The organism is Sphingobacterium kitahiroshimense (assembly GCF_025961315.1).
Classification (GTDB): domain Bacteria; phylum Bacteroidota; class Bacteroidia; order Sphingobacteriales; family Sphingobacteriaceae; genus Sphingobacterium; species Sphingobacterium anhuiense.
The window spans coordinates 4,806,032-4,822,813 of sequence record NZ_JAOQNK010000001.1 but is presented as its reverse complement, the minus strand read 5'-3'; the positions used below and the strand labels follow the sequence as shown (position 1 = coordinate 4,822,813).

Here is a 16,782-nt window from a genome sequence, read left to right as displayed (position 1 = left end):
AAAAGTTAATTTAACATTAATTGTTCCAATCTACATCAGTGTCCGCCCAACATTTGTTTTTAGCAGACAATAAAACGGCTTCACACACCTTTTGGGTCTCATAGGCATCTCGAAAATTAGGATGACATTCTTCACCAGTTTCTACACTTTTTAGAAAATCTGCTACTTGATGAACAAATGAGTGTTCATAACCGATGGATAATCCCGGTACCCACCATTTATCCATATAAGGTTGATCACCATCGGTCACATGAATCGAGCGCCAACCTTTAACGATTGACTCATCCGCATTATTAAAATATTCCAATTTATTAAGATCATGCAGATCCCAACGTAATGAGCCTTTCTCACCATTAATTTCAAATGTAAAGAGCGCCTTATGTCCTCGAGCATAGCGGGTAGATTCAAATAATCCCAAGGAACCATTATCAAAATGACAGTGAAATATACAAGCGTCATCAATTTTGACATCTTCCATTTTCCCAGTCTCCTCACGTAGACGTTGCTTCACAAAAATTTCTGTCATTGCAGAAACATCTTTAATACCACCATTAAGCCACATGGCCAAATCAATACAGTGCGCTAAAAGATCTCCTGTCACACCAGAACCTGCAGCTTCGGCATCCATACGCCAAAAAGCTCGGCCTCCCTGTGGTAAATTTTCATTTATAGTCCAGTCCTGCAAAAAGTTCGTCCGATAATGAAAAATCTTACCCAACTTTCCACTTTCCACTAGCTGTTTAGCTAGAGTAACAGCTGGCAGCCTGCGGTAATTGTACCATACCGTATTCTTAACTTGACTTGTTTCCACAGCCTTGACCATCTGCGCCCCTTCCTCAAGATTTCTAGACAAAGGTTTTTCACATAAAACCATTTTTCCTGCCGCTGCCGCAGCTACAGCTATTTCCATGTGCATATTATTCGGAGTACAAATATCAACCGCATCAATATCATCACGACTGATTAATTTTTTCCAATCCGTTTCATAAGATTCATAACCCCATTGCTCAGCAAAAGCGATAACCTTATCCTCACTTCTAGAACAAACCGCTTTCAAAATAGGTTTGTATGCTAAATCAGGAAAGAAATCACCAACCCGCTTGTACCCATTGGAATGAGTTCTTCCCATAAATCCACAACCGATCAATCCTATTCTAAGTTCTTTTTTCTTCATAACAATTAGTCTATAACCTTTTACACCGACCATCCATGTGCATTTCGCACTTTAATCATGGTTTCCAGAATTGAATTCCAGGTCTCTTGTTTATGCATCACTTCATTTGGAAACATACAGCCATCCCAACAAATGTGGTCGAAAACTTTGTTTGGGTTACCATTCTCATCGCGCAACCAATATCCAGCATCCTTTACAATATCTAGCTTACCATTCGGATCAGTCGGCAAACAATGTCTTCCCGTTTTATCATGCGAACCCGAGCCAAATACGGTTCCATCATTCTGAGCAACATGAAAATCTATCGTCCATGGACGAAGCTTATCTGTCAAGAATTGAAGACCACGTTCCAGCTCGGCTCTATCTTCCCATTGAAAATCAGTTTTAAGAATCCGGTCCTTAGGTTCATTATACCCCAGTAGATATAAAAAAGTATGAGACATATCTGCCTGAAACCCCATATTATCCCTATCCACCATCTCCAGCGTTTCCAGCATCGTTCTCCAACTTTGCATGCCACCCCAGCAGATTTCCCCTTCCGCAGCAAGTCGTTCTCCATACGTAGCTGCTACGTCACATGCACGTCTAAATGTTTCCGCAATTATTTTGGTATTTTCAAGAGGATTTTTAGCCCATTCAGCTACGCTGGTAGCCGAGTCGATCCGGATCACGTTATTAGTTCGAATACCTAGTTTTCTTAGTTTATAACCAAACTCACTTGCCTTTTGCACAACAGCTACAAAGCGATCCCTATCTGCTTGAGTACCCATCGCAGAACCACCATCAGGTGGCCAGATCGGTGCAATCAAAGTACCGATTTCTAAATTATACCCCCCCACTTTGTCCACAACAAAATTGACATTGTCATCTGTAGGATCTAATTTTACATGTGCATTGAAAAGACCTAGATCAATGCCATCAAACTTGACACCATCAACATTAGCATGAGCTGTTTTTTCTAAAAGCTCATCCAAAGAAATAATAGGCTCATGATCGCCCTTGCCTACAATACCTGGCCAGGTCGCATTGTGCAATTTTGGAAAATTGTTCTTGCTCATCTGTACGTTTTTTATCTTTAGTAATTAAGACTCCATTATCAAATCCGGATTATCAGGTCCAAAATGTTTCAACATGACGATCGGATCTGTTTTCGAATCATTTTTAATGATGACACCTTTCATCGCAGCCGATTCTGAAACAAAATATTCGTCGTAGGTCAACTGCCCATAACGGATCAGAGCCGGTGTTTCCAAAGTCCAATCATTCAACTTACCGTGCCCCTGCATCATAATTAATCCATAAGCCGCATTATCGGTGATCGTAACAGTTTGACCAGGAAAAACAGTCAATTCTTTTGCACTAAAAGCTGTCGATTTATAGCATATCCATTTCTCACTATAACCAGATTGCTCCATCTCAGCAATTGCCTTGACCGGTTTAGGGTACATAAATCGGTTCTCCATCATATTGGGATCGACATTTAGATCCCAATCTATAATGTCCATTAAAGCATCATAATCACCCTGCTTATTATCAGGAACTCCTTTCCATAACAATTCCTCTGGAATGATCGCCTCATTAACCAAGGATTGATACATAGCAAAAACATCAGAAGCTTTTTGTGGTTCATATGTACACATACTACCTGGAGCATGCAATAATCCAGGAGGGACATCCCAGCCGGTTCCAGGTTCTAAACGGTAGGCTTGCGAGTAATTTGTGATCTTATTATCTCCTTTACTGAAATTTTCCAGGCATTCTTTGATCTGTGCTTTTGAGGTTCCGGGCGCTATACCCATAAAAGTATAAGGAAAATCGCCTCCATGGTTATTTAGCTGTGGAGGAAAATAGTACGCTTCAGGTTTGCCCGCTTGCCCAATCAAAGCCGCTTTCTCATCGTTATGGTGAATATGGTGGGGTAGTGGCCCCATGTTATCAAAGAATTTGGAATACATAGGCCAGCTTTGGTAATCAGACCAGATACGATTTCCAATCAATCTTTCTTTGAGATAAGAAACGCAATCCGACAACAAAAGTTGTTTAATCTCACCATCATGTTCATACACCACGAAACTAAGACCTTCAAATTCACCCGTCAAAGGACCATTTTTCGCAGGGGTAGTAGAAGACAGCCACCGCTCATCGATACCGCCACGTTCACCACCCAATACATAATAATCGTCTGGATGAAGTTTTATCCTTCTTCCAGGTACACAAAATGACCTAGGCACCCAGTTTGGCGCCAATCTAAAAATCCCTTTACCTTGTTCAAAAGCTTTTTCTATATTTTCCATTCCATCGTATTTATGTTTATAATCTACATGTTATCTTTAAAGACCTGAATTTCTTCAAGTGTATCTAATATGCTCAAAGAAAGTTGATATACTTTTTTTTCCTGAGGTTTAAGAAAAATCAGTTCTTTACGTTCACGCATCATCTTTTGCCCCAACGGTGGATTTGTACCCGGTTCTAATCCAGTCACATATTCCCCAGGGCCCCAGTGTTGCCAATTGGTCAACCAAGGAAGCTGTTCTTTCTTAAAAGTTAGCGCAACCGCAAAACCCAGCTTTTCATTAAACAGCCCACAATGGCTATTTCCTTTCTGATCGCTTTTAGGAGATATAAACACCGCTTCTTCTCCTGCTCCCCGATGATCTTCACGTGGTTCTTGACAGGTTTTAAAATCATAGCCTGCTTTAAATATTTTATTGGATTCACCTGATTCCCGTGGCAGCCATTTTCCATTCCAAAGTAATTGAGTACCCGCATCCACAAGAGGCCAACCAAAGTTAAAGTGGTAGAGCAACATGTGTGGTGCATCCATATTACCAACATTTTGGACCACATCTTCAATATGTATTGTAGGATCCCCGAGGTAACATCGGATTGTCCGAATCAACTCAAGAGGATGTCCAAGAGGATGTCCCTGTAGTATCCTCCCAGTGATCGATATTTCAAGATCTCCATTTAACAAATCCGGTTGTTTTATATGAATAATTTCTGCGGGAATATTACTAATCTGATCATGTAGTCCTCGACTTCCAAAAACATCCGCTTCAGGACCACCAACATGAGTAAGTCCACAAGTAACCAACAATCCACCACCAAAAGTGCGTAACCAATCTGCTCCCTTATCCGAAAAAGGTTGCGGTGCAGTTACACCCAACTTACTGATCCAGCTCAAATTAAATTGGTTGAAATAAGCATCCGCAATATCCATAGCTCGATCTATAACAACTTTAAAACGCAATCCCGTACCTGTATTTATCCAGGCAATACGGGTACCACGTCCCCGTCCATTATCCAAAACCGAAGTCTCGATACCACCGACCTGTGCCACATGAGACACTTTTTCCAACCAATCTTTCTTTGAAAAATCCACTTTATTTATTTTTCTTTTTATATACATCACTATTCTCATTTCCTCCCGACATGAGGTATGCCATTAGATCCCGTAGTTCCTCAGGATTCAAGACATTTAAAGTCCCTGGAGGCATAATGGATACTTCGGAGACTTTGATGTCCTGAACATCTTTTTTTGCAATTTCCTTCGTTAACTGCGGTGCATAAGGATTTTGCGAAATGGTATAACTCTTTTCACTTTCACCCATCAGTCGTCCCATTTGCTTAGTTCCATCTTTCAGATGAAAAACTTTAGATTCATATTGATCAGAAATCACTTTGCTAGGTTCAATCATCGCTTCCAACATATCTTTAGGAGAGAAACGTGTTCCCAGTTGAGTAAGATCAGGTCCAACCGAACCACCCGAACCTTTCATAGTATGGCAAGAAGCACAGCGCAAGGCAACAAAAAGCTCACCCCCTCGTTTGAAATCACGTATCTCAGTATTATCATTAATATATTTGAGCGCTGTATCGATCTTCCAATCTCTTCCTGGCCCTTTGGCATTCTGAACTTTTTCGGCTAGTCTATTACCCGATTGATTAACCAATGAATCACCAGAAATCTTACTGTAATAGGCCAATTTATCCTTATTTACATGACTCAGTGCAATTTTTCGGGCTTTATCAATAAATCCGATGTAGCTATTGCCTCCTTTGTAACCAAAACCTTTATAGAACCACTTGAAATATTCATCATGCAATTCTGGGGTCCAACCCGTATGTGCAGAACTCAACATCGTTGCTAAAAATATCTGTTGCGCAGGAGGAATATTGGCCAACATGTCAGCGATATCCAGACCATACTGTGGATTACGCAAAATAAGATTGGAAGAACTCATAAAACTGGTATTGGTCGAATCATCCTTTGCTGAGTATAGTAATGGTACAGTCTTAGGTACAACACTCGCATCGCCAATAGCTACCAATACTTTTCCCAGTTCACGATTGACAAGGTTTATCTTCGAAGGATATAAACCCGCTAATCGCTCCGAAAGTAGAATACGTTGCGATTCAACAGGTGTCCCCATTCGAGCTATACTGACCTCATAAACACGCAAGAGATTTAAAAGCATCTGTTGCGGAAGCTTCCTAATGTCAATAGTTGCCAGCTTATTAAACATTTCTGCTTGTAAAGATTGATCTCCATTTCTGGCCAGAGCCAACATCGCTTCGGTGAGACGGAGTACATTTTTTTCCTGAAAAACAAGATGCTTCCATGTATCCACGGGTTGATGCTCCACTGCAATGCGTGCTGCATAACGAATAAAACGATCTGGATCACCAAGGTATTTCCACACTTTCTCAGCAGTGCCTGGTGCAGATGGTTTATGAAATTGTTCAATCTCGCGACGCAAGGCAATCCCCTTAGGAATTTCATTTTTCGTTTTCTTAGGCTCAATATCAGCATGTCCCTTATAATACACGCGATAAAGATCAGACTCCAACTTTCTCCCCCCTGTCAAAAAGTATAAAGCACCATCAGGCCCAATCTCTCCAGATGTCAATGCAAGTGGAGATCCCGATATAAATTCTTCCGCTTTTGCCTCATAAGTCGCTCCTTTTGGTGTTAACTGAACAGAATAGATAATACCAAAACTCCAGTCAAATGCCAGAAGACTATTTCTATACTTATCCGGAAATTTCGCTTTGCTTGCATAGAGAAGATTCGTTGGCGAGCCCTGTCCGATATTCAGCGTACCCGGTAGGTTATCGGGGTAACTGGGATCCCATTTGGCATTACCAGTCCTCCATCCGTACTCAGCACCACTTGTTACATGACAGATCCTTGTTGGGCGATACCAAGGCATCCCAAAATCCCATTCCATATCCGAATCGTAGGTAAACATTTCGCCATCATCATTAAAAGTAATATCAAACGGATTTCGATACCCACCACTAATCATCTCCCAGTGCTTACCTTCAGGATCAGTTTTAGCAATCCAGCCCCCCGGTTCTTTACGATCGGTGGCATGACCCTGTGGATCTACGATATGAGGTAACAAATTATCGTGATGCCAGTTTGAGGGTAAACGATAGGCATCCATCTTGGGCAAATCAGTATGATTACCCGCAATTAAATATATCGCCGAATCAGGTCCAAGCACAACACTATGCGGTCCATGTTCACCCTCACCATTTAAGGCCAATAATTGTGTAATCTTATCCAGCTTATCATCCTGATTTGTATCCTGTAAACGGTACAAACCACTACCTTTCGAAAGCTGCTCATCCGGATTATGGTTCACCACCACATATAGACTGTTGTGGGCCCATAACAAACCTTGAGCAAATCCAATTCCTACTTTCGTCGAACTAGTATCAGCCGGATTATCTAATGGAAAATCTAACTTTTCAATCTTAGGTTTCATCGTACTATCTGAACCTATAGGTGGCAATTCGATACGGAACAATGCTCCATACTGATCCGAGGTAATCATCCTCCCCTTATCATCAAAGGTCATCGCGACCCATGATCCCTGTTTATTATCCGACGGGCTATAGATATGATCTACTGCAAAACCCTCAGGTAAAACAATTTTCTTAGTCTTCGGATTCTCATCCTTAGTACCTTCATCTTTAATTTGTTCACGACATGCCCCCGCCAAAATGAGCAGGAAAATGGCAAACAACACGAGCTGCATGTTATTAATTTTTCTCATTGTTATTTGTTAAGCTGATATATTGTTTTGATTTAGATCATGGATTAATACCCCGTGTTTTGTGAAATCCCATTGGTTAGCACTTCACGCTGTGGAATAGGAAACAATAACTTAAAGGGCTGCACATTATAGGAAGCCGAGCTTAAGCGCGAAAGACGTTTTTTCTCTTCCACTCCGTGAGCATTTAAGACTTCTTCCGCCTTTCCCATACGTAACAACTGGTACCATCTATGGCTCTCAAAAGCAACCTCGACACGCTGTTCCTTTGCAATAGCATCCCGTAAACCTTCCTTGGTCAAACCTGATAAAGGTTCCAATCCTGCTCGTTTACGTACCAAGTTTAAGTTTAGATAAGGATTTCCAACCCCAGACTCATTTTGCGCCTCTGCCAACATCAATAAGACATACCCATATCGGTATACTGGCCAGTTCTCATTGGACCGTCCATCTTCAATATAAGGTGCATGATAAAATTTCTTGATGAAGGGCATTTTTCCACCAAAAGCGATTGCCTCTTGATAGGACGCATTTGAAGGATCATCGAACAAGGCTATTGATTTATCCTTCCGCAAATCCCCCGCTTCATATAGGTTATATATACTTGGCGTTGGAATATTAGATCCACCAAGATTTCCAGAATACCCCACTAACTTCAACTTGCCATTTCGGGGTCCGAACATATAAATAAAATTACTATTCTCACCTTCAACAGATTGATCATATTGCACTTCAAAGACAGACTCCTCATTATTTTTATTATTCGGGTTGAAACAGTTGGCATAATCAGGCAATAAAGCATAGCCCAATTGCGTGACTTCCTGAAAAGCAGAAGCAGCTTCAGCAAATTGCTTTCTTGTTAAGTATACCTCACCCAATAGCGTTAAAGCAGCGCCCTTAGTAATACGTCCGGCATTATTCTTATCATAGCTATTTGGTAGATTTGCAACTGCATCCTTAGCATGTTGTATAATTACACCGTATACTTCTTCGACCGATGCCTTACCTTTGGTAAAAGCATCCGTTGGATTCGCAACTTCCTTCGTGTGTAATGGAATTTCTCCGAATAAGCGTACCAAATGAAAGTAGGTGAAAGCCTGTAAAAACTTCACTTCACCTATATATCGCTTTTTCAAACCTTCGTCGGCAAAAGAAACCTGATCAATTCGGCTAAGGATAACATTAGACTCTTGTATAACACTGTATAATGTTGCCCATACAGTATTGATATAATTATTTGAAGAGGTTATCAAAAATTCATCTATCTCTTCCCTTTGTTGCGCCCCTCTATCGGTTTCATCATATTGATAGTTGGTATTATCAGCAACCATTTCAGTCATCGCCCAAAAATCACTGGTGTACAAACCTTGTAAGCGGCCATAGACCCCGTTCACAGCGCGAAGGACTTGTCCTTCATTTTCATAATAATTATCACCGCTGGAAAATGTATATGGTTTAACATCTAATAGGTGATTACATGAGGAGAAGCTTAGTAGTCCCAAACTCAATAAAATATATTTTATATTCATAACAGTAGACTTAAAAATTGAAATTTAATCCGAGTGTATAGATTCTTGGAACTGGATAAGCAGAGTAGTCAAGTCCTTGCACCAATGGACTAATATCACCTCTATTAATGTTGGTCCCTTCTGGATTACCATCATACCCCGTAATCAAGAAAGGATTTTGAATATTTCCATAGACTCGAATGTCCTTGATAACTCCCTTTATACTTTTAGGAAATGTATAACCGAAATTGATATTACGGATCCATACATAATCCGTTTTCTCTATAAACAAGGAATGCGTATCGCGATACATAACACGGCCCCTGCCTGTACCATTTGTAGTCGGAACTAATCCACTACCAGGATTTGCTTCAGACCTCCAACGATCTGCCACCTCTTTACGTACATTAAAAACCCCATCAATATTATCCGTGTAAAAACGCGTGGCATGCAACATCTCTTGTCCCATTGATCCGACCATCAGCACACGCAGGTCGAAATTTTTAAAAGAAAATGTATTGGTCATACCCCATGTAAAATCAGGATACGGATTGCCTATGACGTCAAAATCATCGTTCGGTGTAATCTCTCCATCACCATTCACATCCCGCATCCGAAGATTGCCTGGAATAGCCCCTGGAAATGAAGCATATTTCTCTAGGTCAGCTTGATTTTGATAAATTCCATCAACCACATAGCCGATGATCATACCAACAGGCTGTCCGATTCGGGTAACATTAGTAAAGTTACCTTCCGAACTTGCCCCAGAGAAAATCGGATCAGTGCTTCTTCCTAAAGCAATCACTTTATTCCTATTGAAAGAAATGTTGAAATCAGTATTCCATTTAAAGTTATCATTGGTAATATTGATGGAACTCACGGAAAATTCAAAACCGGTATTTTCAACATCCCCTCGGTTTTCTGTTACAGAAGAAAAACCAGAGGACTGGGGAATCGGCGTATTTAACAATAAGTCTAAAGTATTACGCTTGTAGTAGTTTGCTGCAATTGTCAGACGGTTATTTAAAGTCGCAAAATCTAAACCTACATTTAACTCTTTCATCTTTTCCCAACCTAAGAAACTATTACCTAAGCTGTTCATAATACGACCTGGTGCCAAACTACCACCAAAGACATAATTACCCGTTCCAATACTACTTAATGGCGCATAATTAGAAATATTGAAATTACCACTTCTACCGTATGATGCTCTAAGTTTCAATTCATCAACCCAAGTCGCATCTTTTAAGAATTTTTCTTCTGACAGCCGCCAGCCTAGTGCAACAGATGGAAACGACCCCCATCGATTATCTTTACCAAATCTCGAAGAACCATCCGAACGGAAAGATGCGGTCAGGATGTATCTATCTTTAAAAGTGTAATTTACACGGGCCAAGTAAGAGATTAATGCCCAATCTTCAATGCCCGTACCACCTGTGATCCTAGCCGCTGCATTTAAGGTCTGAATATCATCATCCGGGAATTGCGACCCATTGAACCCTGCCGACTTATCTTTTTGGGACTGAATGGAGTAACCCGCCAGCGCACTTATTGTATGACCATTATCCGAACTGTAATCATAAGTTAATGTATTCTCATTTGCCCAATTGATATATTGACCACGTGTATAGTTTCCACTGGGAATCGACGGTCCTGGAGCATTTTGGTTTGCTAGAGTTGAAGGTCGAAAGTATTCACCACTTTCATCCTGATAATCAACGTTAAAAGTTGTCTTAAATTTTAGTTTAGGAAGAATGCTATACTCCGCATAGGCACTCATCAAAATTTTCATTTTGCTGCTTTTATCAACACGTTCATTCAAGAACATAACTGGATTAGGGTTCCCAAAAGTACCCGGTGAAACGATATATGGATTGTAAGTACCATCTGCATTATAAATGGTAGAAACGGGTGTGGAAATTTCGAAAAATTCATCCCTACCCTGCCCACTAACACCTCCTTTGAGATAAGATAATGTAGGTGCAATATTCATCCCCAATTTTAATTTATTAGAGATATTGGCATCTACATTACCCCGGACGGAAAACCTTTCAAAACCAGTGTTTAACATCACCCCCGATTGATTCAGGTAACCTGCCGAAACAAAAGAGCGTATCTGTTCATTCCCTCCACTAAAACTCACATTAAAATCAGACATTGGTGCAATTCGGGTAACTGCATCATACCAATCTACACCAGCCCCTAAAGTTTCAGGATTACGATATTCCTCTGGAATATCATTTAATGTAGGCTCCCTACCTTCCTCATATCGGATTTTATCTTCTATAGCCTCTTTACGAAACTGAGCAAATTCCATAGCATTCATCATATTGGGACGACCTTTTTTTGGTACTTCCTGAATACCTGAACTCGCCGCAACATTGATCTTCAATTTTCCAACTGTACCCTTTTTCGTATTGATCAAGATAACACCATTAGAACCTCTCGATCCATAAATTGCTGTTGCAGATGCATCTTTTAATACAGTCATAGATTCGATATCACTGGGATTTATTGCCGTCAAAGGATTTGAGCGTTCGCTTGAAGAAGACGGAACCGGAAATCCATCAATAACATATAATGGCGATCCTCCTGCTCCGATAGCACCAATTCCACGTATACGAATCCTGGGACCACCTCCTGGTGTTCCATTGGAGGTACTTACCTGAACACCTGAAATCTGGCCCGTTAAGGCTTGATCAGGACTAGCAATAGCTTGCCCCCGAACATTATTCATCGATACCGATGCGATAGATCCAGTAACATCCTTTTTCTGTTGACTACCATATCCCACCACCACAACTTCATCGATGTCTTGTGACATACTGATTAGTGTAACGTGCTGCTCTCCTGCTTTTGTAATCACAATTTCTTGGCTAGAATAACCTATATTCCGAAAAGACAAACTTTGGCCTTTATTTAAAGTTATGACATAGCTCCCGTCCTCAGCAGTAGATGTGGCAACATCTGTACCTTTGACCTGTATAGTAACACCCGGGATAGGAAGTCCTTTTGCATCACGTACGATACCGCTAACAGTAATTTGCTCTTGGATGTTGCTACGGGTAATTCTAGCTGAATTACTATTAAAAAGCATTCCATGATTTTCCTCCAAATCAAAGACACGACCCGAATAACCCACCACTGAAGCTTGAATATGAGACAGTTGAATAGAAAATATTCCAGACAATAATAATGATGCTTTCAAAAGACTAGAACGTCCTAGTAGCGGATTTGAAATTTTTTCAGTCTGCGTTCTACATAAATTTTGGACTGTAAAATTCTCAGTTATTTTTTTGTTAAATTGATCATATTGCATAACTTTGCAAGGTTTGATGGTTTTAAGATTAAGAGTTTAGACGCTCTCTATTAATTTAAAATAAGGCCTTAAATGCATACCGATGGTGCTAGAACACTATCGGTTTTTTATTCAAGCTCGTTCTTAGTACGATTCTTCTCCCATACCTAAACCTCCTTTTTTATTAAAGTTTTTCATTCTATATTCTATTAAAGATATTAGGACCCAGGATAAAAGGCACCTATAAGTTGTTTATAATCAAAAGTATAAGGGTTGCTTTTTTTAGCTACCTCAAATATAAAAATCCGATATAGCTTAAGCATCCTGCACTATCCTGACTGACAATAAAAAATTAAAAGCAATTTGTTAAAAAGGGCTAATCAACGAAAGTAGAAGCATGTTTTTATAGAGAATCACCCATTTTCATTTCACAACAGGTAGATTGATGACATACTAAATATGGTTCTTTTAATGTCACAAATAGCCACATAAGATTTCTGTAGGGCTACATTAATCTTTTTGATAGATTCCATATTGTTACTTTAAGCTTATGGGGAGAAAAGATGGATAATCTATCGAATAGTTACTTGAGCAGTCTCTTTATCCACGTCAAATATGTTTCATTTTTGGTAAAATCATTATGTCCTTCGCCAGGAAGGGTGATAAACCGATCTGTTGGTTTTATAAATCTTGATAATTTCTTTGAGGAACCATAATATACAGCATCATCAGCATCTCCGTGTATCAGAACTAACTGGTAGGTTATTTTCTTCAAATAACTATAAATTTCCAACTTAAATGAGTTATTTACAATTTTAAGAGCTGGTACCAACTGATGTATCCAATCCGCTATTGAATAATAAGGGGCTTGTAAAATTACCATTTTCGGCTGGTTGTGAGCACTAAGGAATGATGCCGCTCCAGACCCAATGGATTGCCCTATTACCACTATTCTGTTTTCACTATATTTGGCTTTTAAAGTGTCATACATCAATTATACATCGTCGTATAATTGTTCCTGATTGGTCACTGTTCCCCCACTCTTACCATAACCCCGATAGTCCAGCAAGCAGAAATCATAACCTATTTTGGTATTTACACAAACGTAGGTCCTCTCTTTAATTTTTAGGTGCAGCAAACGAAGATCAGATGATTAACAAATTATACTTTTTAACATTACTTGTTCAGTGTTTGTTCAGTGCTTGCTCAGTGATTACTCAGTGTAGACTGTATCAATATTGACTGATTACTGTCTAAAAATTGATTAAAAATTGCTATTAGCTAAAATTTGGTATTAGGATGTTCCCGTTTTAATGTTTATCTTGATTATCTGTAAACTAATCAGGTAATTATGGCAATCATCAAAAATGGCGTTAAGGGGACTGTTTCCGGGAAAGCAGGTTCTGTTGTGGTTGTCTTAAAGAAAACAGGAAATTATTTGCGTTCTCTTCGTCGCGTTAAAAAATGAGCACCTACACCTGAGTAACTGCTGAGTAGAACACGCTTCAAAATTGTTAGGTCGCATATTAGTATGTTAAATCCCATTATCAATATTGGTTATAAGGCATACAGCTATCCTAAGCGGGCATATGATGTGGCGATGTCTTATGACTTGAACGAAACACTTAATACTTTTACTTGGTATAGAAATTTAGTAATAACCCGTTGTGCATTTTAAATAATACTGATTTTTAAATTATTGATATTTCTGATGAATATATTTTTGCCTATGTATTAAATGATGTTATAGCTATAATCTTGGTCAAGATTCTGGTTTTGAATCCATCGAAAGATTTAGCATAATTAAGCCTTATCATGAACTGATCACACATTTAATGAAGGTAAGCGTAATTGGATAGCAATGTTATAAAAATATGCTAACTTAGCTATATGAAAAAGATAACTTTAATACCTTGTTTATTTTTGTTTTCTCGCCAAAATGAAGCTAAAAAAAACAATGATGTTGCTATACAGTGGCATTTGTAAACCTACTATTCACTTGCTATTCACTTTGTAAGTCCTCATCGCACTTTCAATTTGACTCTCTTCTGTTATATCAGGATATAAAAATAACTCGGCACCTGAATGCTATTCACACCGGACACTATTTTCAGTCTTACTGCTATTGGTCCTTTGGGAAACATAACTATACTTGTTACGTCTACCTTTAGAAACGAAATGAATTTTTCTTTTGTTTCACAAGCGAAGGTTACTTATTGTTCAATTTCTTTAAACGTTCTTTTGCTGACGGAATGATATCATCTTTTTCTTCATAATTTTCAATTACACTTTCCAACGTACTCTTCGCCTGCAAAGTATTGCCTTTACGCGCATAGCTATCAGCAAGCAATAGGAAACTCTTGGCTTCCCAGTATGCATTTTCTTCCTCACTATTAATCACCTCAAAGGCAGTTTCAATGGCTTTGTCGTATTCCTTGTTATCATACTGCAGTTGCCCAACACGGTATCGCGCTTCTGCGCCAACCGCCTTTTGGCTCTTCAGAGCAGCCAGATTGAGTTCCTTCATGGCAGACACGATGTTCTTTTGTTGTAGCAATACCCTTCCACTGTATAAATGAGCTTTAGCAATTTCCTCCTGCGATGCGCCATCGTAATCTTTTATCAACTTCGCATACTTGGCCATCTGCTCCATGTCGCCGAGTTCGAAATAACACATCATCAGGTTACTTATTGCGTAACCATAGTTCTTTTTATAATCTGAATTGAGTTCCAATTTTTTGAGGTGCACAATCGCCTCGTTGTATTCTTTTAGATCAAGATATAGGGCAGCCACTGTCAGCAAGGTGTTTTCTGTATACTTGCTTGTCCAGTCGTTTAGGATGATATTCAGATCGTGCAGTGCTTCCTTTGGATGCCCAGTGCGGTACGAACTCACCCCGCGGATGTAACGGGCATATTTTTCTTGTTTGGGCTTCGGAAATTTATCAAAATACGCATTGATGGCTTCCACCGAAGCTGCGTATTGCTGCTTGGCAAACAGAGATTGGGCTGCTTGAAAAGCCATATTATCTTGCTCCGCAGGGCTCAGGTTACTGACATTGGTGCCGATTGCGTAATGAATATAGCTCGTAGCATCCCCTTGGTCTAGGTAGATGTTTTCAATAAAACGCATCGCTTGCTGTGCCTCATTGGTTTTGGAATATTTCTCCACAACACTTTTGAAAGTGGCTTTCGCCGCTTCGGAATCATCTTTATTATACTGCACGAGCCCTATGGTCATCAATGCGCGGGGCACATAGCTGCTGCGCGGGTATTTTTCGATCATCCGTTGCAAACCATCGATAGCGCGATCATAATCTCCCGTAGTGAAATAGGTATAGGGGATCTCAAAGGCGGCGTCATCTGCATAATTCGAAGCCGGAAATTGTTTCAAAACAGACTGCAGGATCTTTAGCTTGGTTTCATGGTCTCCCTGCAATCCAAAGATAACACCTCGTTGGAACAACGCATAGTCCTGATTGGAAGTTTTACTGTTGATAAGCTGATCATAATATTGGTTGGCACGGTCGTAATTGCGCATAGACAAATACGAATCGCCCAAACGTGCTATTACGTCATGACGTATATTTTCATCTAGCGAACTTCCCTCGACAGCCAAAAAGCGCTCAAAATAATCGGCCGACATACTAAAACTGTTATTTCTGAACGCGGCATAAGCCAGCCCATAATTTGCATAATTATATACGTCGGTATTTTTTGCAACAGGCAACCGTAAGAACCGGGAGAAGTTTTCTACCGCCTCCCCATATTTGCGCACTTCATACATCGCTTCCGCTTTCCAATAAGTAGCAAGCGCGGCCATTTTTGCATCGATCGGGAATTTTTCAGATCTCATGAATGTCGATATGCTATTTTCGAAAGCGCGCTCGTTATAAAACTCCAATCCGCGATAGTAAGTTGCTTTTTGATAAGTAGCATCGACTTCCCGCCCTCTATCTTTCAACGACTCCAACAGACTTACTCCAGTATGGAAGTTACTCGTCCCCAACAGGATTTGAGCCGATAATATTTCCGCACTTTCCTGTGCTTGAGCGCCTAGTTCACGCCCCCCATATTCTTGAGCAATATATTTTTCCAGAACTTGCTGAGCGGCTTGGGTAGAGTCCATTGCATACAAGATTTTGGCATAGTTAAATTGCGCATCTGCTTTCAATTGGGGGTCGAAATCTAGTCTCATCGCTTTGACAAATGCATTTCGTGCGCGTTGCTTATCGCCGGTTTCCAGTGCAATATGACCCAAAGTTATGATCGAACCCTGATAAAAGGCATCCGAAGCTTCCAGCGACTCCAAAATAGAGGCCGCTCTTGGATATTCACGTGCCTGGTAAGCCAGATAGCTGATACGGTAACTATCAATATTGCTGCGTGAAGCGTTTGGATGCTGTTTAAGCAATATAGTGTAATAAGCTTGTTTAAACGTTTTATTTGCAAAATAGGTAGCTGTGGCTATTTGACGTAGCTCCGTCTCAATGGCTTCCCGATTGATATGACTCATATCTGGGCTCCTGCGAACCTTTACGGCATCGGCCAGAACAGGTCGGTAGTCGCGTACGACATCAATGGAATCCATCGTTTGCACTTGCTCTGCATTTAGTTGCTTCTCTACTTCCTGCCCATAACCCGTAACCACCAAAGCGGAAAGCATCCCGGTACACAGGTATTTGAAGCCAATTATTTTTTTTAATATCATTATTCGTCCGTATTTCTGAGTTTTTCCAA

General features: G+C 40.1%; 9 protein-coding genes and 1 pseudogene. All 10 read right to left on the bottom strand.

What is annotated here, in order from left to right; all coding sequences use genetic code 11:
- Positions 1-16: 16 nt before the first annotated feature.
- Entirely contained in the window at positions 17-1,174 is a 1,158-nt protein-coding gene (locus tag M2265_RS20955; RefSeq protein WP_206368406.1) for a Gfo/Idh/MocA family protein, read from the bottom strand.
- A 20-nt stretch (positions 1,175-1,194) separates the two neighbouring features.
- Positions 1,195-2,232 (bottom strand): TIM barrel protein, encoded by a 1,038-nt coding sequence (locus M2265_RS20950; protein ID WP_132770907.1) that lies wholly within the window; start codon positions 2,230-2,232, stop codon positions 1,195-1,197.
- Positions 2,233-2,256: 24 nt separating this feature from the next.
- Positions 2,257-3,468 (bottom strand): hypothetical protein, encoded by a 1,212-nt coding sequence (locus M2265_RS20945; protein WP_132770908.1) that lies wholly within the window; start codon positions 3,466-3,468, stop codon positions 2,257-2,259.
- A gap of 23 nt (positions 3,469-3,491) precedes the next feature.
- Complete coding sequence (locus M2265_RS20940; RefSeq protein WP_264599364.1) at positions 3,492-4,556, bottom strand: aldose 1-epimerase family protein; 1,065 nt, start codon at positions 4,554-4,556, stop codon at positions 3,492-3,494.
- Between the two features lies 1 nt (position 4,557).
- On the bottom strand, positions 4,558-7,239 hold the full coding sequence (locus tag M2265_RS20935; protein ID WP_132770910.1) for a c-type cytochrome: 2,682 nt from the start codon (positions 7,237-7,239) through the stop codon (positions 4,558-4,560).
- A 44-nt stretch (positions 7,240-7,283) separates the two neighbouring features.
- Entirely contained in the window at positions 7,284-8,765 is a 1,482-nt protein-coding gene (locus tag M2265_RS20930) for a RagB/SusD family nutrient uptake outer membrane protein (protein WP_132770911.1), read from the bottom strand.
- 10 nt (positions 8,766-8,775) lie between these two features.
- On the bottom strand, positions 8,776-12,063 hold the full coding sequence (locus M2265_RS20925) for a SusC/RagA family TonB-linked outer membrane protein (RefSeq protein WP_132770912.1): 3,288 nt from the start codon (positions 12,061-12,063) through the stop codon (positions 8,776-8,778).
- A 562-nt stretch (positions 12,064-12,625) separates the two neighbouring features.
- Positions 12,626-13,033 carry an alpha/beta hydrolase gene (locus tag M2265_RS20920; RefSeq protein ID WP_132770913.1) on the bottom strand — a complete coding sequence of 136 codons (408 nt, stop codon included), beginning with the start codon at positions 13,031-13,033 and terminating at the stop codon, positions 12,626-12,628.
- 683 nt (positions 13,034-13,716) lie between these two features.
- Positions 13,717-13,874: pseudogene (locus M2265_RS27035) on the bottom strand (IS982 family transposase); the annotation flags it as partial.
- Between the two features lie 377 nt (positions 13,875-14,251).
- The gene (locus M2265_RS20910) at positions 14,252-16,693 is read right to left on the bottom strand and encodes a tetratricopeptide repeat protein (protein ID WP_243655439.1); all 2,442 of its coding nucleotides are present in this window, start codon (positions 16,691-16,693) and stop codon (positions 14,252-14,254) included.
- Positions 16,694-16,782: the final 89 nt, after the last annotated feature.